The sequence below is a fragment of the Ectobacillus antri genome (assembly GCF_003852715.1).
Taxonomy (GTDB): domain Bacteria; phylum Bacillota; class Bacilli; order Bacillales; family Bacillaceae_G; genus Ectobacillus; species Ectobacillus antri.
Window position 1 is genome coordinate 75,596 of record NZ_RIAV01000007.1, and the last position, 25,970, is coordinate 101,565.

22 protein-coding genes are annotated in these 25,970 nt (G+C 42.4%); 2 read left to right on the forward strand and 20 right to left on the reverse strand.

From position 1 onward, the window contains the following. Position 1: 1 nt before the first annotated feature. The 14 genes from hprK to hpf all read right to left on the reverse strand — a co-directional run bounded on the left by hprK (position 2) and on the right by hpf (position 18,132). Complete coding sequence (gene hprK / locus EEJ45_RS09150; RefSeq protein WP_124564503.1) at positions 2-928, reverse strand: HPr(Ser) kinase/phosphatase; 927 nt, start codon at positions 926-928, stop codon at positions 2-4. 75 nt (positions 929-1,003) lie between these two features. Beyond that, positions 1,004-1,378, reverse strand: a complete 375-nt coding sequence (locus tag EEJ45_RS09155; protein ID WP_124564504.1) for a phage holin family protein — start codon at positions 1,376-1,378, stop codon at positions 1,004-1,006. Next, positions 1,375-1,704, reverse strand: a complete 330-nt coding sequence (locus EEJ45_RS09160) for a hypothetical protein (protein ID WP_124564505.1) — start codon at positions 1,702-1,704, stop codon at positions 1,375-1,377. The genes EEJ45_RS09155 and EEJ45_RS09160 overlap by 4 nt, the downstream gene beginning before the upstream one ends. Positions 1,705-1,785: 81 nt before the next feature. After that, entirely contained in the window at positions 1,786-4,650 is a 2,865-nt protein-coding gene (uvrA, locus tag EEJ45_RS09165; RefSeq protein WP_124564506.1) for an excinuclease ABC subunit UvrA, read from the reverse strand. 8 nt (positions 4,651-4,658) lie between these two features. Further along, on the reverse strand, positions 4,659-6,632 hold the full coding sequence (gene uvrB / locus EEJ45_RS09170) for an excinuclease ABC subunit UvrB (protein WP_124564507.1): 1,974 nt from the start codon (positions 6,630-6,632) through the stop codon (positions 4,659-4,661). Positions 6,633-6,822: 190 nt separating this feature from the next. Continuing rightward, positions 6,823-7,965 carry a PDZ domain-containing protein gene (locus EEJ45_RS09175; protein ID WP_124564508.1) on the reverse strand — a complete coding sequence of 381 codons (1,143 nt, stop codon included), beginning with the start codon at positions 7,963-7,965 and terminating at the stop codon, positions 6,823-6,825. 587 nt (positions 7,966-8,552) lie between these two features. Beyond that, positions 8,553-9,983, reverse strand: a complete 1,431-nt coding sequence (locus tag EEJ45_RS09180) for a S41 family peptidase (RefSeq protein WP_380017901.1) — start codon at positions 9,981-9,983, stop codon at positions 8,553-8,555. A 117-nt stretch (positions 9,984-10,100) separates the two neighbouring features. Beyond that, a complete protein-coding gene (gene ftsX / locus EEJ45_RS09185; protein ID WP_124564510.1) occupies positions 10,101-10,994 on the reverse strand; it encodes a permease-like cell division protein FtsX in 894 nt (297 codons plus the stop codon). Next, positions 10,984-11,670, reverse strand: coding sequence for a cell division ATP-binding protein FtsE (ftsE, locus tag EEJ45_RS09190; protein WP_124564511.1), 687 nt, complete (start codon positions 11,668-11,670; stop codon positions 10,984-10,986). Before ftsE ends, ftsX begins: the two co-directional genes overlap by 11 nt. A gap of 337 nt (positions 11,671-12,007) precedes the next feature. Next, on the reverse strand, positions 12,008-12,331 hold the full coding sequence (gene cccB / locus EEJ45_RS09195; RefSeq protein ID WP_124564512.1) for a cytochrome c551: 324 nt from the start codon (positions 12,329-12,331) through the stop codon (positions 12,008-12,010). A 144-nt stretch (positions 12,332-12,475) separates the two neighbouring features. Beyond that, complete coding sequence (locus tag EEJ45_RS09200) at positions 12,476-13,336, reverse strand: YitT family protein (RefSeq protein WP_124564513.1); 861 nt, start codon at positions 13,334-13,336, stop codon at positions 12,476-12,478. Positions 13,337-13,601: 265 nt separating this feature from the next. Next, positions 13,602-14,700, reverse strand: a protein-coding gene (prfB, locus tag EEJ45_RS09205) for a peptide chain release factor 2 (RefSeq protein ID WP_124564514.1) whose coding sequence is annotated in 2 segments (ribosomal slippage) — positions 13,602-14,627 and positions 14,629-14,700 — 1,098 coding nt in all. Because the reading frame shifts where the segments join, the coding sequence is not laid out codon by codon here. 85 nt (positions 14,701-14,785) lie between these two features. Beyond that, positions 14,786-17,293, reverse strand: coding sequence for a preprotein translocase subunit SecA (secA, locus tag EEJ45_RS09210; RefSeq protein ID WP_124564515.1), 2,508 nt, complete (start codon positions 17,291-17,293; stop codon positions 14,786-14,788). Between the two features lie 305 nt (positions 17,294-17,598). Continuing rightward, positions 17,599-18,132, reverse strand: a complete 534-nt coding sequence (hpf, locus tag EEJ45_RS09215) for a ribosome hibernation-promoting factor, HPF/YfiA family (protein ID WP_124564516.1) — start codon at positions 18,130-18,132, stop codon at positions 17,599-17,601. 260 nt (positions 18,133-18,392) lie between these two features. Here hpf and EEJ45_RS09220 point away from each other — a divergent pair, with 260 nt between their 5' ends. Then, a complete protein-coding gene (locus EEJ45_RS09220) occupies positions 18,393-19,598 on the forward strand; it encodes a phospholipase D-like domain-containing protein (protein WP_164464234.1) in 1,206 nt (401 codons plus the stop codon). A gap of 66 nt (positions 19,599-19,664) precedes the next feature. Here the strand turns inward: EEJ45_RS09220 and cspD are convergent, their stop codons facing one another. The 6 genes from cspD to EEJ45_RS09250 form a co-directional block, all read right to left on the reverse strand. Then, a complete protein-coding gene (gene cspD / locus EEJ45_RS09225; RefSeq protein ID WP_124564518.1) occupies positions 19,665-19,862 on the reverse strand; it encodes a cold-shock protein CspD in 198 nt (65 codons plus the stop codon). A gap of 106 nt (positions 19,863-19,968) precedes the next feature. Next, positions 19,969-20,655, reverse strand: coding sequence for a ComF family protein (locus EEJ45_RS09230; RefSeq protein ID WP_124564519.1), 687 nt, complete (start codon positions 20,653-20,655; stop codon positions 19,969-19,971). Beyond that, the gene (locus tag EEJ45_RS09235) at positions 20,652-21,986 is read right to left on the reverse strand and encodes an ATP-dependent helicase ComFA (RefSeq protein WP_124564520.1); all 1,335 of its coding nucleotides are present in this window, start codon (positions 21,984-21,986) and stop codon (positions 20,652-20,654) included. The genes EEJ45_RS09230 and EEJ45_RS09235 overlap by 4 nt, the downstream gene beginning before the upstream one ends. A gap of 206 nt (positions 21,987-22,192) precedes the next feature. Continuing rightward, positions 22,193-23,335, reverse strand: coding sequence for a C40 family peptidase (locus EEJ45_RS09240; protein ID WP_124564521.1), 1,143 nt, complete (start codon positions 23,333-23,335; stop codon positions 22,193-22,195). Positions 23,336-23,671: 336 nt separating this feature from the next. Further along, complete coding sequence (locus tag EEJ45_RS09245) at positions 23,672-23,983, reverse strand: winged helix-turn-helix transcriptional regulator (protein WP_124564522.1); 312 nt, start codon at positions 23,981-23,983, stop codon at positions 23,672-23,674. Between the two features lie 148 nt (positions 23,984-24,131). Continuing rightward, positions 24,132-24,974 (reverse strand): DegV family protein, encoded by an 843-nt coding sequence (locus EEJ45_RS09250; protein ID WP_124564523.1) that lies wholly within the window; start codon positions 24,972-24,974, stop codon positions 24,132-24,134. A 360-nt stretch (positions 24,975-25,334) separates the two neighbouring features. On the opposite strand from EEJ45_RS09250, the gene EEJ45_RS09255 reads away from it, so the two are divergent. Beyond that, positions 25,335-25,970, forward strand: coding sequence for a YigZ family protein (locus EEJ45_RS09255; protein WP_124564524.1), 636 nt, complete (start codon positions 25,335-25,337; stop codon positions 25,968-25,970).

The following is a 25,970-nucleotide window of genomic DNA, read 5'->3' on the forward strand; positions in this document are numbered from 1 at the left end:
CCTATTCTTCTTTCGTTTCAATCGCATTCATCAAGCGCTCTGAAAATTGCTGTGCAGCATTTACACCCATTCGTTTTAAACGGAAATTCATTGCCGCCACTTCAATAATAACAGCCAAGTTACGTCCCGGTCGTACCGGCAACGTAATCTTTGTTAAATCTGTATCAATAATCTTCATTTTTTCCTCATCCAAGCCAAGACGATCGTAGTTTTTCTTTTGGTCCCAAATCTCAAGATGAATAACCAGTGAAATACGTTTATGATTGCGCACGGCTCCTGCACCAAACAAGGTCATGACGTTGATAATCCCAAGCCCGCGAATCTCAAGCAGGTGTTCAATTAATTCTGGTGAACTGCCAATCAAGGTATCTTCATCTTCTTGACGAATTTCTACGCTATCATCTGCCACAAGGCGGTGACCGCGTTTTACAAGTTCCAATGCCGTTTCACTTTTTCCAACGCCGCTTGAACCGGTAATTAAAACACCTACGCCGTAAATATCAACCAATACGCCGTGTACAGCCGTTGTTGGTGCCAATTTACTTTCTAAGTAATTGGTCAGACGGCTTGAAAGGCGGGTCGTTTTCTGGGTTGAGAGTAATAGCGGTACATTTGCCTCACATGCCGCTTCCATTAACTCAAGCGGTACTTGCTGCCCACGTGTTACAATAATACAAGGCGTCTTTGGTGTACAAAGCGCATTCATTCGATCTCTTTTTTGCTCCGGGGTCAACGTTTCAAAAAACGTCAGCTCTGTCATACCGAGAAGCTGCACACGGTCTGCCGGATAGTATGTAAAAAAGCCTGCCATCTCAATTCCGGGTCTTGATAAATCACTTGTTTTAATAGGACGATCGATACCATTTTCTCCGCCGATTAATTCTAGCTGAAAATGCTCTATCAAATCCTTTGTACGAACCTTTGGCATATCCTACCTCCACTATTTCACTAATAACATCTCACTTGTCTAGTGTACCATTTTTTTCTGAAAAGGCGAAACCGCTTATTCTTTTTTCTCACGTGCCCGAAATATAAGCTTATCAATAAAAATATTAAATACAGAGATGAAAATCGCAGCTACGATTGCTGTGCCAAAGCCATTAATGTTGAAGGCATCTCCAAGTAAATTGTCTGTTAACTTTAGCGTAATTGCATTGATAATCACTAAAAAGAAACCAAACGTGATAATGGTGAGCGGCAACGTAATAATAATTAAAAGTGGCTTCACAAACATATGTAGCAATGAAAGCGTGAAGCTTGCAATGAGTGCTGTACCAATACTTTTAATGTAAAATGACTCTGGACTAATCAGCTTTAATAAGCCTGATACAACGATAAGCACAAAGGCGTTTAATACGATAGATAATAACCATCTCATACTTCCACATCCTCTTTTCTAGATACAAGTACACGAAGCGCATTTCCGACGCTCCACACCATAATCCAAAAGTTAAATAAACCTAGCACTACTATACCAAAAAGAATGCCGAGAGACATCGCATCCGCCTCGCGGGCTGATAAAAAAAACCAAAACGTGACTCCAACCCAAGCCACCGGCACACATTGTGATGCAAAAGCCACTCTGGCATGATATTTCACTTCGCGATTTGAACACGCAACATATAAAATAAACGGAAGAATAGCCGGTAACACAAATAAACTCATATATCCACCGGCCACCAATACTTTTTCCATTCCCTTCATGCTGTCCCTCCTCTAGCGCTCCTTTCTTCATTTGTATAAAAAAACCTCCAAAAGAATACCCTTCTTTTTGGAGGCTTTCCCTTACTGCACAGTTTCCGATACTTCTTGATTTGTCCTTGCTTTATCTCGTTCCATAATGGCTTTTAAATATTTCGCTGTATAAGACGCTTGTACGTCCGCCACCTGCTCCGGTGTACCGGTCGCAACAATTTGTCCGCCCTTGTCTCCGCCTTCTGGACCTAAGTCAACGATATAATCAGCTGTTTTAATAACGTCCAAATTATGCTCAATCACAAGAACGGTATCACCGTTTTCCACCAAACGCTGCAACACCTTTAGTAGGCGCGCAATATCATCTACATGCAAACCTGTTGTCGGTTCATCCAGAATATACAGCGTGCGTCCATTAGAACGGCGATGCAATTCAGATGCCAGTTTAACGCGCTGTGCTTCTCCGCCCGAAAGCGTCGTGGCCGGCTGGCCGAGTGTCATATACTCCAGTCCCACATCCGCGAGTGTTTGCAGCTTGCGCTTAATTTTCGGGATATTTTCAAAAAAGCGTACGCCGTCTTCAATCGTCATCTCCAAAATATCAGCAATACTTTTGTCTTTGTATTTCACTTCGAGCGTTTCTCGGTTATAGCGTTTACCGTGACACACCTCACAAGGAACGTACACATCCGGAAGGAAATGCATTTCAATTTTAATGATACCATCACCGCGGCATGCTTCACAGCGTCCGCCCTTTACATTAAAGCTGAACCGCCCCTTTTGATAGCCGCGCACCTTTGCCTCATTCGTTTGCGCAAATACATCACGAATATCATCAAACACACCTGTATACGTTGCTGGATTTGAACGCGGCGTACGCCCGATTGGTGATTGGTCAATATCAATAACCTTGTCTAAATGCTCAATACCTTTTATATCTTTATGTGCACCTGGCTTAAGTTTTGCTTTATGGAGCTTTTGCGCCAATGCTTTATATAAAATCTCGTTCACAAGCGTACTTTTACCAGATCCCGACACCCCGGTCACCGCAACAAACGTACCGAGCGGAAACGACATTTTTACATTGTGCAGATTATTTTCTTTCGCACCTAGAATTTCGATTTTACGACCGTCACCTTTTCGGCGCTCCATCGGTACGGGAATGAATTTTTTACCAGCTAAGTACTGCCCTGTTAGTGACTTCTCATCCATCATTACCTCTTCCGGCGTTCCTGCAGACACAACTTGCCCACCATGAATACCGGCACCCGGACCGATATCAATAAGATAATCTGCCGCTATCATAGTATCTTCATCATGCTCTACAACAATGAGCGTATTCCCTAAATCGCGCATATCCTGCAATGTTTGAATCAACCTGTCATTATCGCGTTGATGTAAACCAATGGAAGGTTCATCCAGAATGTAAAGAACGCCGGTTAAACGTGAGCCAATTTGTGTTGCCAAACGAATACGCTGTGCCTCACCGCCTGAAAGTGTCCCTGCCGAACGATTTAATGTTAAGTAATCGAGACCAACATTAATTAAAAAGCTGAGGCGCTCTTTAATTTCGCGCAAGATAAGACGAGCAATTTTCTCCTGTTTTTCTGTCAGCAGAATTGTAGAGAAAAAATCATATACTTCCGTTACGGATTGATTTGTCACATCAGAGATATGCTTACCTCCCACGAACACAGCTAGACTTTCTGTTTTTAAACGGGCTCCTTTACATTTTGGACACGCCTGCTCCGCCATGTATTTCTCCATTTGCTCACGAATGTAATCTGAGCTCGTTTCGCGATAGCGTCGCTCAATATTCGGCAATACTCCTTCAAAAGTAATGTCCCCTTCTTTTACCTGCCCGAAATCGTTCACGTAACGGAAGTAAATTTTCTCTTCACCGCTGCCATACAACACTTTATCAAACAAATGCTTTGGAATGTCTTTTACAGGCACATCCATGTCAATGCCATAGTGATTGCACACCGCCTCTAAAAGCTGCGGATAATATTGTGAGCTAGACGGCTCCCAAGGGGCAATCGCATGATTGCGCAGACTTAAGTCCCAATTTGGAATTACAAGTTCCGGATCTACCTCAAGCTTGGCACCAAGACCATCACAAGATGGACACGCACCGTACGGACTATTGAAGGAAAACATGCGCGGCTCTAATTCACCAATCGAAAAACCACAGTGTGGACAAGCATGATGCTCGCTAAACAACAGCTCTTCTTCTCCCATTACATCAATGAGTACGCGTCCCTCTCCAAGACGAAGAGCTGTTTCCAAGGAGTCCGCAAGTCGCGATGCAATGCCTTCTTTTACAACAATACGATCAATGACAACTTCAATGCTGTGTTTTTTATTTTTATCCAGCTGAATATCATCGGAAAGTTCACGCATTTCACCGTCTACACGCACACGAACATAACCTTGCTTTTTGATGTCTTCTAGCGTTTTTACATGTGTTCCTTTACGCCCAGAAACGATGGGCGAAAGCACCTGTAGCTTGGTGCGTTCCGGATATTCTAAAATCCGATCTACCATTTGTTCAATCGTTTGCGATGTAATTTCAATGCCGTGATTCGGACAAATTGGTGTGCCAACACGCGCATACAATAAACGTAAGTAATCATAAATTTCCGTAACTGTACCGACCGTAGAACGCGGGTTGCGGCTCGTTGTTTTTTGGTCGATAGAAATTGCTGGTGACAAGCCTTCAATTGCGTCCACATCCGGCTTATCCATTTGCCCTAAAAACTGACGAGCGTATGCGGACAACGACTCAACATAGCGGCGCTGTCCTTCTGCATAAATCGTATCAAACGCCAACGAAGATTTCCCCGACCCTGATAAACCGGTAATCACCACAAGTTTGTTTCTCGGAATCGTTACATCAATATTTTTCAAGTTGTGGGCGCGAGCACCCTTCACAATAATTCGATCATTTGCCAACGCTATCCCTACCTTTCCGCTTTCAGCTCAAGCACTAAGTCACGAAGCTCCGCCGCACGCTCAAAATCAAGCGCCCTTGCCGCTTCCTTCATCTCTATTTCAAGACGCGCAATTAAGTTTGTGCGCTCTTCCTTTGTCATTTTCTTCGGTTTTGCTTTGTATGTTACTTCCTCTTCGGCAGCTGTTGTCGCGCGAATAATATCACGAACCTCCTTGCGAATCGTGCGAGGCGTGATGCCGTGCTTCGCATTGTACGCTTCTTGAATCTCACGGCGGCGCTTTGTTTCACTAATAGCCAGCTCCATGGAGTTTGTTATTTTATCAGCGTACATAATAACATGGCCATTTTCGTTACGTGCCGCCCGGCCAATTGTTTGAATCAAGGAACGCTCAGAGCGAAGGAACCCTTCTTTGTCTGCATCCAAAATGGCAACAAGCGACACTTCCGGAATATCAAGTCCCTCTCGAAGCAGGTTGATTCCAACAAGTACATCATATTTGCCAAGACGCAAATCACGGATAATCTCAATGCGCTCTAGCGTTTTAATTTCTGAATGCAAATAATTGACCTTAATACCAATATCTTTTAAGTAATCTGTTAAGTCTTCGGACATTTTCTTTGTGAGTGTTGTAATTAACACGCGCTCATTTTTACTAATACGATCTTGAATTTCTCCGATAAGATCGTCAATTTGTCCTTCAATCGGACGTACATCAATAATCGGATCCAAAAGCCCCGTCGGACGGATGATTTGCTCAATAGGTGCAGGTGAATGCTCCAGTTCATACGGACCTGGTGTTGCTGAAACATATACCAATTGATGTGCCTTTTCCTCAAATTCTTCAAATTTAAGCGGACGATTGTCAAGCGCAGACGGCAAGCGAAAACCATGGTCTACAAGCACCTGTTTACGCGCTTGATCACCGTTGAACATCGCGCGGATTTGCGGAACAGATACGTGGGACTCATCAATTACAATTAAAAAGTCATCCGGGAAATAGTCAATAAGCGTGTACGGTGTAGAGCCCGGCGGCCGGAGTGTAAGATGGCGCGAGTAGTTTTCAATACCGGAGCAAAAGCCCATTTCGCGCATCATCTCAAGATCATAGCGCGTACGCTGCTCGAGACGTTGCGCCTCTAGAAGCTTATCTTCATCTCGCAATTCCTTGAGTCTATCTTCTAGCTCCTTTTCAATATTTTCAATTGCAATACGCATTTTTTCTTCACGCGTTACGAAGTGAGATGCCGGGAAAATTGCCGCATGCTCTCGCTCAGCAAGTACTTCTCCCGTGAGGGCATCGACCTCACGAATACGATCAATTTCGTCACCAAAAAATTCTATGCGAATGCAGTGCTCACTGCGCGAAGCCGGGAAAATCTCTACAACATCACCTCGTACACGAAACGTTCCACGCTGAAAATCAATGTCGTTACGCGCGTATTGTATATCTACCAATTGGCGTAACAGCTCATCGCGTCCCTTTTCCATACCGACCCGAAGCGACACTACCATTTCCTTATACTCTTCCGGTGAGCCGAGACCATAGATACAAGATACGCTCGCTACGACAATCACATCACGCCGTTCAAACAATGCCGAAGTGGCGGAGTGACGCAGCTTGTCAATCTCATCATTTGTTTTCGCATCTTTTTCAATAAATGTGTCTGTTTGCGGGACATAGGCCTCCGGCTGATAATAGTCATAATAGCTGACAAAATACTCAACCGCGTTGTTTGGAAAAAAGTCCTTAAACTCACTGTATAGCTGTCCAGCCAGCGTTTTATTATGCGCAATGACAAGCGTCGGTTTGTTGACCTCTTTAATTACATTTGACATTGTAAACGTTTTGCCCGTACCAGTTGCCCCAAGCAAAACCTGGTGCTTCTTACCTTCACGTATCCCCTGCACCAGCTTCTCAATTGCTTTCGGCTGATCACCCTGTGGCGAGTACGGTGACACTACCTCAAATTGCTGCTCCACACACCTCGACCTCCTCAACATTATCTATCGTTATTTTATCATGAACAAATGAGAAAAAGCCAAAAAAACGAACAAATATTCGTATAAAAGTGTAATATCCCCTACTAAGGTGCGGTGTCAAATAGAATTTATGTTCATTTTGTATATTTTTCCGTCAATCATACAAAAAAGACAGATGTCTCCACCTGTCTTACACAGCCTGCTCTCGATTATCACCGCGTACAAATAAAATACCCAAATCACCATCGTCAGCATATAGCGCGCGCTGTGCAAAGCGAATCTCTCCTTGCACATCAAGCACTTCCAGCTTGCAAAACGCACCTTTTTGGCGCAGCGCGCGATGAAAGTCGGCAACATCTTCAATGTAGTTACCGTTTACCTTTGTAATCACTTCACCGGGACGCAAACCAAGTTCTTCTGCAGCGGAGCCCGGCAGTATATCCAAGATCATGACACCTGTCTTTTGAACTGAGAAATATGGTGTCTGCTGTTGATCATGCATACGGTCTTGCATCGCAATCATCAATCTTCCCAACATGGCAATACCGGCTGCCGCAATCGCAATCCCTGGCATCCAAATACTTGTGAGTGCAAGAACAAATACTAATATACTAAGTCCCATTACACGATGCCCTGTATAAGTAATCGCTATGTTTGGCAAACTGCCTATCACACGTCTTGCAAAGCCTAGTAAAAACGGTATTACAAATAAAGAATACGTTTCAGCGCCGATTGTAAATACCGGCCACCAAGAAAACAGCTTACCAATCCCTTCACTAGGTACAAGGACAAGAAGCGGGACCAGCCACATTCTCTTACTTTCGTGTGAACCCACAAGCAAGCCACGTTTTCCTTTTTGCAATCTTGGCGTTGTTTCGTAAGCAGCACGCTTCGCAATCAAGTGGCCTTCAGCAAATAAAAGCAAGCTCATTAGGAACGCTAAGGCAGCTAAGCTTGTCTCATCCGAATTGCTATACAATGAAAACCCCGTAACAATAATAGCAACTCCGATACTGTAAGCAGCAGATAAGAGGCCAAATGGCAACAGCAGAGCGCCGATTGCACTTAAAACGGCGATAACTTGTAAGCTATCTTGTGAGACTACCACCCCTATTCCTACTGTAGCGATAGAAAGCAGCAGACCAATTCCAACGCCTGCGAATGCAGACATACGTAATTCATACCATATATCATGGACTTTAAATGAAAACTCGCGCCTCTCTTTCTTAACGCGGAGTACACCTATGAAAATATTAATCAAGATAAAAATATATAAAGCAGGTTGCAGAAAGAATCGTCCCATTGCATAGCCTATCTCTAAAAGCCACTCCACAAAAGTCCCTCCTTGTCGGCATTTTCTCCATTTTATCACATTCTTTGTAAGACGGATTTATTTTTACCTAGAAAAGGTTATTGTCAGGCCTCATAATTAATCCTATTTACATCTGTATCGGCTCTTCTATCGGCCGAATTTACCTCTCTATCGGCCGAACTCCCTCTTCTATCGGCCGAACTCCTCTTCTATCGGCCGAACTCCTCTTCTATCGGCCGAATTTACCTCTTCTATCGGCCGAACTCCTCTTCTATCGGCCGAACTCCTCTTCTATCGGCCGAATTTACCTCTCTATCGGCCGAACTCCTCTTCTATCGGCCGAACTCCCTCTTCTATCGGCCGAATTTCCTCTTCTATCGGCCGAATTTACCTCTCTATCGGCCGAACTCCTCTTCTATCGGCCGAACTCTTCCTCTATCGGCCGAATTTACCTCTCTATCGGCCGAACTTACCTCTCTATCGGCCGAATTTCCTCTTCTATCGGCCGAGCTTACCTCTCTATCGGCCGAATTTACCTCTCTATCGGCCGAACTCCTCTTCTATCGGTTGTGTAATAAGAAAAAACCGCAGAATTCTGCGGGTTTTTCTTATTTTGCAATTAATTTCAGTGCGGCCTGTAGCTGCAGGTCATTTTCACCGGAGCGGATTTTTTCAATGATTTTATTTTGAATTGTATCGGCCGTTTTCTGGTCGATAATTCCTGTTTCTTTTAGCTTGTTCATTTGCTGGAACGCTTTTACAGCTGTTTCTGTTTCTTTACTGAAATAGCCGTCTGCGCGCCCTGGTTCAAAACCGAGATCCTTTAATAGTTCCTGCGCGTTTTTAATTTGCTCGCTGTTCATATTATAAGATAGCGGCTTATCAAATTGAATTGGTGTTGCGTAGTAGTAATCTGGTTGTTTCAGCTCCACTGTTGGGGCAATCCCTTTCTTATGAATCCAATTGCCATCAGGTGTGAGCCACTTAAACATAGTCAGCTTTATGTTGCTGCCGTCTGGAAGCGGAACAGCCTGTTGCACTGTACCCTTACCGAAGGTTTTCACACCCACAAGCGGATAACCCTCTGCCTCCTGAAGCGCACCTGCTAAAATCTCAGAAGCTGAAGCACTGCCGTTATCTATTAAAACTGAAATAGGGTACGGCTTACGCTCTTTAAGGGAGGTAAAAGCCTTTTGCCGCTTGCCATCACGGTCTTCTACCTGCACCATCGGCTTCTTGTCTGTGACGAATAATTTTAAGATCTCTTCTACACTCGTTAAATAACCGCCTGGATTACCACGCACGTCAATTACAAGTCCTTTGATATTCTTTTTCTCAAGCTTCTCGAGCTCTGTTTTAAATTCTTTTGCCGTTTCTTCAGAAAACGATGTAATTTGCAGATAACCAATATCTTTACCATTTTCCTTTTTCACGGAACCAAAGACTGTTAACAACGGAATTTTATCCCGCGTAATTTTAAACGTAATCGGCTCTGCTACACCGGCACGCTGCACTTGTAAAGTAACAACGGTTCCCTTTTTACCGCGAATCTTTAAAACCGCCTCTTCACGAGTTAAATCCTTCACACTTTCGCCATTTACCGTGACAACCTCATCATTTGGTTTAATGCCAGCCTTCTCTGCTGGTGAATCTTTAATGGGAGAAACAATGATGAGCTTCTCATCGATTTTATTAATTTCAGCGCCAATACCCTCTAACGAAGAATCAAGAGACTGTTCAAACTGCTGCGCTGTGTCTTTATCCATATATGTAGAATATGGATCCTTCAGTGTGCTGAGCATTCCTTGGATTGCGCCTTCCACCAGCTTATTTTCATTTACATTTTCCACATACTTTGAATCAATCAAATCATATGCCTGTCTAATCTTTTGCAAATCCTCTTCTTTTGTAGGCGCGTCAGACTTACTAAGAAGCGCACTTGCCGGTCCTTGCGTTGTCACTTTAATTCCTGCGAACATAACGCCGGCCCCCGCCAAAAACGCCACAATTATCCACACAACCGCTATTTTACGTTTCAATGCGGAGTCTCCTTTCCAAATTATGTACTTAAAAGGCATCACACCTTATGTGTGATGCCCTTACTATGTCTACTATATGATAAGCTTGTACGAAATATGTTTGCAACTTTTTCTCGCTTAAACCTTTAAAAACTTACGAATGGACATGACACTGCCCCACATACCAATTAAACTTCCAATCAGGATTAGCAAACCAGCAAGCTGGAATACAAAAGGGTTATATGGAAGTAACTCAAAGATTGTGCCTGCAAATTTTTGTTGCAGAACAGAGTGAATCGAACTGTACGCTGACATAATTAAAACAATTGGAAGCAACGCACCTAAGAACCCAAGGAACAAACCTTCTAGTAAGAACGGCCAGCGAATAAACCAGTTTGTCGCACCTACTAGCTTCATAATTTCAATTTCAGTACGACGCGCATAAATCGTAATTTTAATCGTATTAGAAATCAAGAACATTGCCGTAAACAGTAGACCGGCAATTAATACAATGCCGATATTACGTCCCACTTTAACCGTGCTAAATAGCTTTTCTACTTCACCTTTACCGTACTGCACGTTGCTTACATAATTCATTTTTTGAATTTTTTCAGCTACGACTGCCGTATCGCGCGGCTCTTTTGTTTTTACCACGTATACATCTTTTAGTGGGTTATCTTGTTCAAACAATTCAAACGAACGACCGGAATCACCAAAGCTTTTAATTACGCGCTTTAGTTCTTCTTCCTTAGAAGAGAATTTAATCGATTGAATTTGAGAAATTTGTTTTAACTTATCTTTCAAAACGGCTTGATCTTCTTTTGCAGCTGCCGGGTCGATATGGACACGAATCTCCACATCTTTTTCAACCTTTGTTGCAAAGTGGTTCATGTTCATGATAACTGCCAAGAACACGCCTACTAATAGAAGTGTAATTGTAACTGCACTTACGGAAGCAAACGTCATCCAGCCGTTACGCATTAAGCTTTTTGTTCCTTCACGCAAATGGCGCAAAAATGTGTTAGCTTTCATATCCATATCCTCCTTCCATCTCATCTCGAACAATCTTACCGCCTTCAATAGCAATGACACGATGACGCAGTGTATTTACGATATCTGCGTTATGCGTAGCCATCACAACTGTTGTGCCGCGCTCATTGATTTCTCTAAAAATATCCATAATCTCCCAAGCGGTATCCATATCCAGGTTTCCTGTCGGCTCATCCGCAATTACAACTTTCGGTTGATTTACAATGGCACGTGCAATCGCTACACGTTGCTGTTCACCACCGGAAAGCTGGTTTGGCAAAGAGTCAGCTTTATGCTCAAGCTTAACAAGCTTTAGCACATCTTTGACACGCTGATTAATTACATCGCGCTCCTCTTCAATTACCTCTAGGGCAAATGCTACGTTCTCATGCACCGTTAACTTAGGGAGTAAGCGGAAATTTTGGAATATCACACCAATCTGGCGACGGAAGTATGGTACATCACGCTCTGCTAGTGTTTCTAACGACAAGCCGTTTACGTTGATTGAACCCGTGGTTGGCTTTTGTTCGCGATACATCATTTTAATGAATGTAGACTTTCCGGCACCACTTGGTCCTACTACGTATACAAACTCGCCCTGCTTAATTTTAACGGTTATGCCATTAGCGGCTTGTACGCCGTTGTCATATGTTTTATACACATTGCTCATTGTTATCATCTTCATCACCCGATTTTCTGAGATTTTACTGTACTCTCTTCACGCAATCTATGAATATATATTTTTTTACAAAGTTCTACATAAACCACAAAAAAATGCTACCGCATTACATTGTAACATCAATGTACTGTAAATACCGCTACAATTTTATTACAGTTGCGTTACATTGGTAAAAAAAGCAAAAAAACCCTTATTACATACGCATTTAGATTATTCGGCTGTCACCTTCCACTGCAAAATTCGGTTTTTTATACAGTATAAAGCATATACACATCACTTTTACATGGTAATAACAAGCAAGAAAAAACCCTTGCATCATCAGCAAGGGCTCTTTCATTTATTTTTTACCTGCAAGCCATTCTGCTACTTTTGTAGCGTCTTCGCCTTTTACAACCCCGGCTGGCATACTGCCGCGTCCCTTCAGAATAATCTTTTCAATCTCCGCTTGGTCATACTTCCCACCAACATTTTTAAGTCCTGGTCCAACCTGACCTTGCAGGTTATTACCGTGACAGCTGCTACAGCTTTGTTGATAAATTTTTTCTCCTTCTGAGCCATCCGATGTTTGTGCTGTTTCAGCTGGTTTGCTTTCTTCCTTCGCTCCGCATGCACTAAGACCAAGTGCTAAAACCGCGCCTGCGATCAGCCATTTTTTTTTCATATGCTTCACTCCTATCTTTTACTCTCTATACAAGTTTTTTCTCGTCTAATAGCCACGTAAAAATCACTTTTTAAAATCAGCACGTGCTTTTTTAGGCAAATAATCACCCATTCATAAATCACTTACATATTCATTATAATGCATTTAAGCTCGATTAAAACCTTCGCCAAGTACCTCCGCAGCATCTGCAACAATGACGAATGCAGATGGATCAAGGTCTTTTACCAGTTGTTTCAATTTTGTGAATTCTGTCTGTTCCACTACGCACATCAATACGGGACGCTCATCATCAGTAAATCCTCCTGTGCCTTGTAGCTTCGTTACGCCGCGGTCAATGTTTTTAAAGATGCCTTCACGAACCGCTGCTTCTTGCTTTGTCACAATTAACGCCATTTTGGAACGCCCGAAACCAACTTGTATGAAATCAATGGTTTTACTTGTCACATATAAACTAATTAATGCATACATCCCGGCTTCTAGGCTAAATGCAAGCGCTGAAGTTAAAACGATAAGACCGTCAATTAACGCAACACATAGCCCTAAAGAGATGCCAGTATATTTATGAACGATTTGCGCGGCAAGATCCGTACCGCCAGTTGAAGCCTTTCCGCGAAATACGATACCAAGGCCTAGCCCCACACCAATCCCGCCAAACAAGGAACCCAGAAGCGCATTGTTTGTCGCAGGCTCCATATCTTTTGATAAAAATACGACAAACGGTAGGAAAATCGTTCCCACTAAGGTTTTAATACCGAATTGCTTGCCTAGCAGTAATACACCAGCAATAAACAACGGAATATTAAATGCCCATTGTACGTAAGCTGGCTCCCATCCGAGCAAGCTGTTTAAAATTGTACTAATACCACTTACCCCTCCGGATGCGACTTTATTTGGCAACAAAAACAAATTAAATGCCAGCGCTACAAGCGTGGACCCCAACAATATATAACCATACTCCAAAATAGACGTGCTAGCAGCTGAACGTGTTCTTCTCTTTCTACCCATGATGTTGTATACTCCTTCTACCGCTTCTTACTTTTATATTGTCTCGCTACTTTCCCAGCAGCAAAATAGAATTTGTCGCTTTCTTATGACAGTAAAAATGCTCCGTCATTGTTTAATTTTCTACGTTTTACGTGAGATATACAGATAAGCTATGATAAAAATACCTTCCGCAAAAAAGAGAAGTTAGGTTCCCAACTTCCCTTTCCTCATTTAGAGAAACATGTATCCTCTATTCTTCATTGCCGGCATCTGGCCCGGCTCTTTTTTATAGCTTCGCACGTAAATATGCATCAATAAATGGACTAATATCACCGTCCATTACCGCTTGTACGTTTCCAACCTCTGTATTGGTACGATGATCTTTTACCATAGAGTAAGGATGGAATACATAAGAACGAATTTGACTACCCCAGCCAATATCCTTTTGTTCGCCGCGAATTTCATCCAATTCAGCCTGCTGCTCTTCTAATTTCTTTTGATATAATTTTGCTTGTAGCATTTTCATGGCACGCTCACGGTTTTTAATCTGAGAGCGTTCTGTTTGACACGTTACAACCGTATTTGTCGGAATATGTGTGATACGCACAGCTGAGTCTGTTGTATTGATGTGCTGACCACCGGCACCGCTCGCACGGTATGTATCAATTTTTAAATCTTCTGTACGGATTTCAATTTCAATATTGTCATCAAATTCCGGCATAACTTCACAAGACACAAATGACGTGTGACGGCGACCCGAGGAATCGAACGGTGAAATACGAACAAGACGATGTACGCCTTTTTCCGCCTTCAAGTAACCGTAGGCATTATGTCCTTTAATGAGCAGCGTGACACTTTTAATACCCGCTTCATCACCTGGTAAGTAGTCTAATGTTTCTACCTTGAAGCCGCGCTTTTCTGCCCAGCGCGTGTACATACGAAGTAGCATAGAGCCCCAATCCTGAGATTCTGTCCCACCTGCGCCCGGATGCAATTCAAGGATAGCATTGTTTTTGTCATACTCACCACTTAGCAGCAATTGCAGTTCATATTCATTCATTGTTTCCAGTAATGTTTTTACTTCCTGCTCAAGCTCTACTTTTAAGTCTTCATCGTATTCTTCCTTTAATAGTTCAAAGGTAAGCTCTAGATTTTCATGTGTTTCACTTAGTTCTGTAAAGCTACCCACCATTTCCTTTAACGCATTTGCTTCATTAATGATGGTTTGTGCACTGCGCTGATCATCCCAAAACGTCGGATCTAGCATAATTTCATCTAACTCAGCAATGCGGCTTTCTTTGTTAGCGAGGTCAAAGAGACCCCCTAAAGTCCGCTAATCGCTTAGCCATTTTTTCAAGCTCTTGTCTAATTTCTGTTAATTCCATTTCGTCCACCTCTTCGTTTAAATTACAGCGCAAAACTCTCTCCGCACCGCAGAGAGAGTTTTGCCGGTTGCCTGCATGGTTTGTTTTATTTTAATGCGCCGTGACAATTTTTATACTTTTTGCCACTGCCGCACGGACACGCTTCATTGCGACCTGTGTCATCTTGATTTACCTTCGGCTGACGTTTAACTTCTTCGCCGCTACCCGGATGAATTGCTTGTCCCTTTGCAACCTCTTCACGCTGCAGATTGCTTTCGATTTGTGCTTTCATGATATAGCGAGAAATTTCTTCTTCAATAGAAGCAATCATCGCTTCAAACATCGCAAAGCCTTCCATTTGATACTCACGCAATGGATCGATTTGACCATATGCACGCAAATGAATGCCCTCGCGCAAATGATCCATCGCATCGATATGCTCCATCCATTTAGAGTCTACCACACGTAGTACAACTACCTTCTCAAATTCGCGCAATTGCTCGGACGGTAACATCTCTTCTTTTGCATCATAATGTTGCTTCACTTTACTTACAATTACATCTACCATCTCTTCTGGTGCCAAACGGCGAAGCTCTTCCTCCGTCACATCACCAGGTTCTAAAACAGATGCCTCCAAGTACTCAATTAGACCCTTGATGTTCCAGTCTTCATCCAATTCCTGTGTGGTGTGTGCCGTAATCGCACGCTCCACTGTACTATGAATCATACCTTCAATAATACCGCGCAGATTCTCAGATTCCAATACCTCTTGACGCTGCTTATAAATCACTTCACGTTGTTGGCGAAGTACATCGTCATATTGTAAAAGCTGTTTACGCGCATCGTAGTTATTACCCTCTACACGTTTTTGAGCAGACTCAACCGCACGAGAAACCATTTTGCTTTCAATCGGTTGTGAATCATCCATACCGAGGCGATCCATCATGGCACGCATATTGTCAGAACCAAAGCGACGCATGAGCTCATCTTCCATAGACAAGTAGAATTGCGTCACACCTGGATCACCTTGGCGACCAGAACGACCGCGGAGCTGGTTATCAATACGTCTGCTTTCATGACGCTCTGTACCAATAACGGCTAGGCCGCCAACTTCCTTTACACCTTCACCAAGCTTGATATCCGTACCGCGACCTGCCATGTTTGTTGCAATCGTTACAGCACCTTTTTGACCGGCACCTAAGATAATATCTGCTTCACGGGCATGATTTTTCGCGTTCAATACGTTGTGACGAACCCCTTTGCGAAGAAGCATTTTTGAAATCAGCTCAGATGTTTCAATGGCAACCGTACCGACAAGAACAGGCTGTCCTTTTTTATGACGCTCTACAATATCTTCTACAACAGCGTTAAACTTGCCCTCCATGGACTTAAAGATTAAATCTGGACGGTCGTCACGGGCAACCGGGCGGTTTGTCGGAATAACAATAACATTCATATTGTAAATGTTACGGAACTCTTCTTCCTCTGTTTTTGCTGTACCTGTCATACCAGACAGTTTTTCATACATACGGAAGTAGTTTTGGAATGTGATTGTCGCAAGCGTCATACTTTCGTTTTGAATTTCTACGCCTTCTTTTGCTTCAATGGCTTGATGTAAGCCTTCGCTGTAGCGGCGTCCCTTCATTAAACGACCTGTAAATTGGTCAACGATTACAATTTCATTTTCTTGTACCACGTAATCCACGTCACGTACCATTACGACATGAGCACGAAGCGCTTGATTGATATGATGAAGTAATGTCACGTTTTTCAAGTCAAAGATGTTTTCAACATGAAAGGCTTTTTCTGCTTTATTCATGCCTTCCTCTGTAAGCATTACATTCTTTGTTTTTTCATCGTACGTGAAGTCCGTTTCAACACGCAGTGTACGCACAAATGCATTCGCAAATAAATATAATTCTGTAGATTTTTGGGCTTGTCCAGAAATAATAAGCGGTGTACGTGCTTCATCGACTAGGATAGAGTCTACTTCGTCAATCACCGCATAATGAAGCGGACGTTGTACACGTTGCTCTTTATAAAGCACCATATTATCACGCAAGTAGTCAAAACCAAGCTCATTGTTTGTGCTATACGTAATATCAGCTGCATATGCAGCTTGCTTTTCTTCGCGTGACATACTGTTTAGGTTTAGGCCCACTGTTAAGCCTAAAAATTCGTGAAGCTTGCCCATTTCACTCGCATCACGCTGCGCTAAGTATTCGTTGACTGTTACAACGTGAACACCTTTTCCTGTCAACGCATTTAAATATACCGGCATGGTGGAAGTTAAGGTTTTACCTTCCCCTGTTTTCATCTCGGATATATTACCCTCATGCAGAGAAATACCACCCATGATTTGCACCGGATACGGACGCATGCCAAGCACGCGCGTTGCCGCCTCGCGAACAGTCGCAAAAGCCTCCGGCAATAAACTATCAAGCGTTTCTCCTTTTGCCAAGCGCTCGCGGAATTCAATTGTTTTTCCTCGTAATTGTTCATCGCTTAAACCGGAAAACGTTGGAGCCAACGCTTCTACTTGATCAACTATTTTCTGCATACGATTAATCTGACGCTGGTTCGTATCAAATACCTTCTTCAAAATACCAATCATCGGAATACGCTCCTCTTTGTAGGATATATGACAAATCTATAAGTAAGATGAAAATACCGATTTAAAAAATCTACAGATAATTGTAACACTTGCATAGAAAATATGCCAATAAGAAAAGTGGAAGCGGCTTGTTCAGCTCCATAGGGCTGAGGTTCTCTGACCAAAAAGGCTCTTTCCGGTCAGTTTCTACTATATATCGGCCACTTAAATCAGTTTTCCGGTCAAAATACAAATATATCGGTCAGTTTACAACTTTTTCGGTCAAAACAAAATAATAAGACTGCCGGGAGCCCCCGGCAGTCTTATTATTTTGTTTCAATTAAGCCGTACTTGCCGTCACGGCGTGTGTAGACGACGTTTGTTTCGTTTGTATGTGCGTTTGTGAAAACAAAGAAGTTGTGGCCAAGCATGTTCATTTGTAGAATTGCTTCTTCAGCGTCCATCGGCTTCAGGTCGAAGCGCTTGGTGCGCACAAGCTCCATTTCATCCTCATCCACTGTCTCTTGTACTGCGATAGCTGAATCAACTGTCAGCTGCGGAACCTTTGTGCGTAATTTGCGATTTACTTTTGTTTTATGTTTGCGAATTTGACGCTCTAATTTATCTACAACTAGATCAATGGCCGCATACATGTCATCATGTGTTTCTTCCGCGCGAAGCATTAAGTTGGAAAACGGAATAGTTACTTCTACGCGTTGCTTGTCAGAGTATACCTTTAAGTTGACTTTAATTTCCGGGAATGTATCGAAATAGCGATCCAGCTTGCTGAGCTTCTTCTCCACGTACTCCCTCAATGCAGGAGTTACTTCAATGTTTTCACCACGAACGTTAAACTTCATAGATGAATTCCTCCTTTCAAGCTATGTACACTATATTCGCTAATAAGGAATGGCTTTCCTTCTTTTTTTGAAAAAAGGTTGGAAAAATCGACAAATTTCTTTGCTATCGATTGCCTTCCTTACATTTATATTGTAACCGATAATTATTGCATTAGTCGCACAAACGTATGAATAGTTTGTTACAAATGCGTGAAGATGCGCATGCTATGAGTACAAATCATGTCTAGATGAGAGAGAAGAACGCACTAAGGAGAATGTTTATGTTAAAAAAGTTGATATTCACCTTCCTATGCGGTCTCGTGCTTATCGGGTTGTTTTTTTGGATGGATCACGACGTAAAGGCAGGCAAGCAAACATACGCACAAACGCATCCACTCGTCATATCACCGGTTTATACAGGAGACTTGAGGTTATATACAGAAGGACAAACTTTTTATGATGCACTGTTTCATGATATCGAAAAAGCGCACTATTCCATTTATATTCATTTTTTTATTATCGGCAACGATCACATCAGCAAATCCTTTCTTGAATTGTTAGAGAAACGTGCCAAACAAGGTATCCATGTCAAATTATCAGCAGACTTACTTGGCGCACATAGCATCACACTTGATATGTTAAAGCGCATGCGCCAAAATGGCATTGAGTTTACCTATAGTCGCAAAGTACATTGGCAGCATCCTTTTTATACATTACACCGGCGTAACCATCGGCGGATTGCCGTAATAGATGGCACAATCTCCTATATTGGCGGATTTAATATCGGTAAAGAGTATTTAGGTAAAAACAAAAAACTCGGAAAGTGGCGAGACTACCAAATACGTATCGTTGGAACTGGTGCCTTTGAGGCACAACGACAATTTTTAAAAGATTGGGAAGAAGACACAGATGAGGTAATCAAGCCTGTAGCGACTGCACAGCCGCCCGGTAAGGTCCCCCATCAATACATATACGCTTCTGGCACAGGGCTTGAGGAGCATATGCTCCAACAAATCCAAGGTGCATCACAATCCATTGTAATTGCCAATCCATACTTTGCACCCTCAAAACGTGTGACTGAAGAACTAAAAAAAGCACTGCGCCGAGGTGTGCAGGTGAAGATTTTAGTAACGAAAAAAACGGATGCTTGGTTCACACAACCGCCTGCTTATGTTGCACTTCAAACCTTAACAAAGTACGGTGCGAAAGTGTACGAATATCAAAAGGGCTTTTTCCACGGTAAAGTAATGATTACCGATAATAAAACACTGGAAATTGGCACTTCAAACTGGGACCAACGTAGCTTCTTTATCAACGATGAATCAAATTGTATCATCTACGATAAAGACGCAATTGAGATGGTACATATGGCACTCCGGAAAGACTTTGAGGATGCGAAAGAAATGAAGCATGCAGATTTTAAAGACTTGCCGCTTTGGGTACGAGTTCTCCGCTATACACCAGAGCGAATCGTATATTATTTATAGACCTATCAAAAAAACTCCTCGTCTTAGAGGAGTTTTTTGTCGTTCCTATATAAATATGTAGAGGAATTACAGCTTTGTTACGTTAGCAGCTTGCGGTCCGCGCGCACCCTCTACAATCTCGAATTCTACTTCTTGACCTTCTTCTAAAGACTTGTATCCGTCTTGTTGAATTGCGGAAAAGTGAACGAACACGTCGTCTCCTTCTTCACGCTCGATGAATCCGAAACCTTTTTCTGCATTAAACCATTTTACTTTTCCTTGCATGCTTTCCATTCCCTTCAACAATGTACTTATGGTTTTCCCACATCTTGAATATACTGGATTTTCCCTCTAGAAGTCAAAGAAGATTTGTCGTGTTTTTACGACAAGTCTAACCTCTGCACAGCGTCAACGCCGCCACCTCGACCGCGCCATACTTACACAAGATAGAAGCTGCCTGCCGCAACGTTACACCCGTTGTATAGATATCATCAATTAACACATATTTCTTGCCGCCGACCACCTCATTCGACAAAAAGAAGGGATTTTCTGTGTTCATACGTTCCCATTTACTCTTTTTACTCTGCTTTTCTGTATGTCTACGCGCTAATAGCGGTTGAAACGGTACTTGTAAAAGGTCCGCCAATACCTCACTTTGATTAAAACCGCGCTCTTTCAAGCGCTCTGCGCTAAGCGGTATAGGGACCGGTGTATAGTCCCGAAACGAATGCCAAAACAACGCCCGTAATTCCGGTCCAAAAGCTGTGGCAATCGCTACATCACCACGAAATTTAAACCGATTCATATGCCTTTTCATTTCATCATTATATATATACAAGGAACGATTACATCGTAGTGGGTCCGCAAGACGACGCCATGTTCTACAATCCTCGCACATGACCTCAGACTCACTCGATGACGTAGCTTGCATACGCCCACAGCACATACAAAGTACACCTTGTATTCGTTGTAATGTTTGATCGCAATGCGCACACACTGCTTTTGTATATGTTGGAAGCAAAAAAGAAAACCACGTATCACCAACCTGCAATTCGTCAAAACAAATAAGACAGTTCATGAAAGATGATCCTTTCGACGCGCAGCACGGTTCATGGACTGAATATGCCGGCGGGCCGCTACCATCGCTTTGGTTTTTCCAAAATGAAACAACACAACATCACCAGTTGGAAATGATGCGTTTCGTCCCACGCGCCCCGCAATTTGCACAAGCGCGCTCTCTGTAAAAATCGGTTCCTCTGCACCAAGTACAGCAACTTGTAAATTAGCAACAGTTACACCGCGCTCCAGTATTGTCGTTGTCACAAGAACAGATAGCATTCCTTTCCGAAAGGCAGCTACCTTTTGCTTACGATCAGGATCTTCCGCATGAACACCCTCTGTAGAAGGATAAAATTGTTTCAAACATGCAACGAGGGGCTGTACATAAGAAACTTTAGATACAAATAAAAAAACAGGACGTTTACTTTCCACATGAGTTCTTATCCAATTTTGCACAGCAGCAGGCAACCTTCCCTTCTTTATGTGTGCCTTCCAATTCCCACTCCATACAAACATTGGTAAGGGAAGCGGCTGACGATGGTAGCGCGAGCTAATGATTGTCGCTGAACGCTTTCCTTGTTTTATTTCACGCTTCCATAGTTTACTCGGCGTCGCGGTAAGATGAATAAGCGCAGCTTGCTGTTTTCGTGCTTGCTCCGCCGCATAACGCAAGGTCTTATCTACTGTATAAGGAAAAGCATCGACTTCATCAATAATAAGGATATCAAATGCGCGGTAATAACGAAGAAGCTGATGTGTTGTAGCAATAACAAGAGGGACATTACGATGACGATCGGGACTATTGCCATATAAAGCAATAACATCGATATAAGGAAATACTTGTTGTAGGCGGGGGTGCAGTTCAAGAACAACATCGGTTCGCGGCGCGGCAATGCATACGCGTTCTCCGCGCTGCAATGCGGTTTCAATACCAGCAAACAGCATCTCTGTTTTACCAGCGCCGCACACCGCCCATATAAGATGCTCCTTTTTTTCTATTACAGCGCGCACAATGGCGTCTGATGCTTGTTTTTGTCCTATAGATAAGGTACCGTTCCAAGACAGCGGTTTATTTTGGATTGGCAACGGCTCAGGATGCATAGAGACCAGTGTTGAGCATGATTGCACACGTCCCATCATGATACACTTGCGACAATAGACGCAAGTACCGCAATGCACACAAGGTGTTTGTGCAAATAAATACGGCGTATCATTGCCGCAACGCTTGCACAGATAGCTCTTCCCTTTAGGAATGAGCGCCGGTTCGTATCGAACACGTTCATTATTTAAAGGAATATCAACCTCACTTAACAGCAAACGTCTGCCTTGCAATACACAATAGTCTTCCATACTTCCCCTCTTTTCTTTTATTGTAGACTCTAGGGTCACCGTTGATTGTTGCAGGCCGTCAGGCTACCTACTTCAATCAACATCAAGCTGTAACACAGTCTTATTGTAAAAGGGAGAGAAGAAAGAAACAAATATAAAAAAGCCGATAACTCGCTCAAGAAAAAGCAAGTTACCGACTTTGGTTTTGTTAGTTGTTGATAATCATTTTACAGTCTTCCATATCCTGCGAAATGTTTTTGGTTATAAGAACTGCTTAAGCTAGAGTAAGCAATTCCTCTGTCACTCGCATGAATCATTTGTCCATTTCCAACGTAAATACCAATATGGGAAATGCCTGGCTTGTACGTGTTAGCAAAGAATACCAAATCCCCTGGTTGTGGCGTGCTAATCTTAGTTGCTGAAGCATAATAGCCTGCCGCTGTTTTACGACCGCCACCGTAAATATAAGAGATAAACCCACTGCAGTCAAAACCGCGCGGAGAGGCACCTCCAAATACGTAAGGAACACCTAAATATTGCTGCGCTTTCGCTACTACACCACCTGCTGGTGCCGGTGCTGCGATACTAGGTTTTGTTGGTGCTGGTACAGCCGGTGCTGGTTTTGTATCTTCTGTATTGTCAGAGCGTTGCAGGTTAAGAGAAAGACGTTGGAAATCACGTTCTTCCGCTTTTGTTAGCTCACGGTTTTCAGCCGCAATTGTTGCAACGATTGCTTGTAATTTATCATTTAGCTCATTCCAAATTGCTTGTTTAGCTTGACGATCTGCCGCAAGTTGCTGCTGTGTTTTTTGAAGCTCTTCCATGAATGCGCGGAGCTGTTGCTCTTTTTGAAGGATTAACTCACGATCCTTTTCAACTTGCGCTTTATCCTTTTCTTGTGCTTCTAGGATACTTTTATCAGATTGTAACAAAAGATTAATAGAGTTCATGCGATCTAATAAATCGGCAAAGCTTTTCGCATTGATAACGACTTCTGTTACAATATTTGTTGTTGGTTGTGTTTGCAATGATACCAAACGCTTTTTTATAACTTCTCCGCGCTGTTCGATTTTCTTTTGTAACGCGTCGATTGCAATTGTTTTCTCACGAATTAATTTCTGTGTTTCAGAAATATCCGTTTCTGTTTGCTTTAGCTTTGTTTCATTATCAGCAATCGTTTTCTCAAGCGCTTTGATTTCGTTTAAACGCTCATCCATTTGCTTCATGATATCTTTACGTTCTTGCTCTTTTGTATGTATATTAGCCTGAATGGTTTGTTTGTTACGTTCTGCGTTTACTTGAGGTGCTACTGTTGAAAACATAATAAGACCCGTAGCAATTACGGTTGTAACCATTTTCAATTGTTTCATTTTCTTTTCCCCCACACCTTCTTTTTCCTTTCTCTTTTATACCACAATTTTCTTACATTTTCGCCTTTGTTACATACTTGTAAAAAAATCGTAATACAAACTATGTATTTTCGTGGTGGAATACGTCTTAAATTGCATTTTTTTGTAATATTTATATAGATAATACGTACTGTTTCGACAAATGTAGGCAGTTATAGGGTGCTTCTTTGTTACATTTCGTCCTATTACTTAAACGTCCCCACGACTACATTTTGTCTTCAAACGCCCTAGCTATCTTCTGTAACAACTACAAAAAAACCTCGTGCCTGTGGCACAAGGTTTCATCTATTATGCGCGCTACACCCAGCGCTCCGCCCATTTTTGTACTTCCCTCATTACACTTTCAAGCGCTCTTCCCTTAGCAGTTAGCGTATACTCAATGCGAACCGGCACCTCAGGGTATACAGTACGTACCACGATACCTTCACTTTCAAGCTCTTTTAAACGCTCCGAAAGCATCCGGTCACTCATATTCGGAATAATTTCCGCGATCTCTCGAAAACGCATCGGCTCACCCAAAAGCGATTGAATGATGAGACCTGTCCACTTTTTGCTGAGCAGGGTGAACGCGGACTCAAACTTAGGACATAAAGCAGGATTGTGTTCCATATTCTCACCTCCATTTTATTATAAAACAGTTTCTTACAAAAAGTAAGTATCTTTCTTTTACAATTATATCCACGATATGTAGACAACAAACATATGCACGGAAAACTCTCTTTTTCATCGCATACAAAAAGTCCCCTTTACAGGGAACTTATTTTACGTACCATCCAAGCCCAATCGCACCTTCACCTAAGTGCGTACCAATAACGGCACCAAAATAGCTAAGACTGACGTTCACATGAGGATACAACGCCTGTAGTTCAGCTTGCCAACGCTTTGCTTCTTCCTCGCAATTTGCATGAATGACCACAGCTTCCATCGGCATACCCTTACTTGCCTTCTCATCAAAGATTTCTATAATTCGCTTGAGCGCTTTTTTACGAGTACGAATCTTTTCAAACGGGACAATAACTTTGTCACGGAAATATAATATCGGTTTGACCTGCAAAAGACTGCCGATAAAAGCAGCTGCGCTGTTTAAACGACCGCCGCGCTGCAGGTGATTTAAATCATCTACTACAAAATAAGCATCCACGGTTTGTTTCATTTCATTCAAACGCGCAATAATAGCTTCCGGGCCTTGGCCTTCTTGTGCCATTTTTGCCGCCTCTCGTACATAAAAGCCCTGTACCGCACAGCTGATTTCAGAATCATATGTGTAGACGCGTGCATTTTCAATCATATTCCCCACTGTTGTTGCTGTTTGATACGTCCCGCTAATGCCACTAGATAGATGAATACTAATAATCGCGTCATACTCTTTTGCCAAACGTTCAAACAATTCCACAAACAGTCCGATCGCCGGTTGTGACGTTTTCGGCAGTTCCTCTTGCTCACGAACTTTCATGTAGAACTGTAAATCCGTAATTTCCGTTTCTTCTTGATAAGAGGCATCACCGAAGGTTACATTCAACGGAACCATATGTATATCTAACCGATCTAGTACATCTTTTGGAATATACGCTGTACTGTCGGTGACAATCGCTGTTCTCATAAATTTACCTTCCTTTGACTTTTTATTATCTAATTGTACATGAAAATGAAGAACAGTGCATTAAATCATAGATAAATTCAAAATTTATATACGTACAAACACAAAATGCGACATGCTTTTTTGACTAAGAGAGAAAAACAAGTTTTATCTACTTGTAGTGAAAATCTAAACATACCGTTCTTCTCGATTGAAAGGTGTTAAAATACAAAAGCAAAACCTGCTTGTATGTACTTGAAACATGCATAGCTTATGTGCTTTTTCCTCATTCTAATATGAAAAACAAGAAAAATATTTGAATTTAAAAAAATACCCTTTTAGAATAGAATACATGTCATTGTATGAGATAGGGGCGTATAATCATTGTTAAATCAATATTACACTGTAAAAGGGTATGGAGAGCATGAGATTATCATTGAAAAATCGCGGTTCATTTGCTTTATAGATCGTGCCGAAACCGAGGAAGCGGCACAAGCTTTTATTCAGGGCATTAAGAAAAAACACCATAACGCTAATCATAACTGCTCTGCCTACCTCATTGGGGAACACGATGAAATACAAAAAGCAAACGATGATGGTGAACCCAGCGGAACCGCAGGTGTACCAATGTTGGAAGTTCTAAAGAAAAAGAAACTCAAGGACACAGTCGTTGTTGTAACCCGCTACTTTGGAGGAATTAAACTTGGTGCTGGTGGCCTAATTCGCGCGTATGGAAAAAGCGTAAGCGAAGGAGTTGCTCATACAGGTATCGTAGAGCGCCGCTTAATGCGTCATATGTGCACAAGCGTAGAGTACACCTTACTTGGAAAAGTAGAGAATGAACTGCGCGGCTCTGCTTTTTTGCTACAGCAGATAGAATATTTAGATCAAGTTACGTTTCATACGTATGTAGCGGAAGAAGAAACCGCCGCATTCGAAGATTGGATGGTTGAACTGACAAACGGTCGCTGCGAAATTGTGTCCGCTGAGTCACTATATATTGAAATCGATGTTAATTAA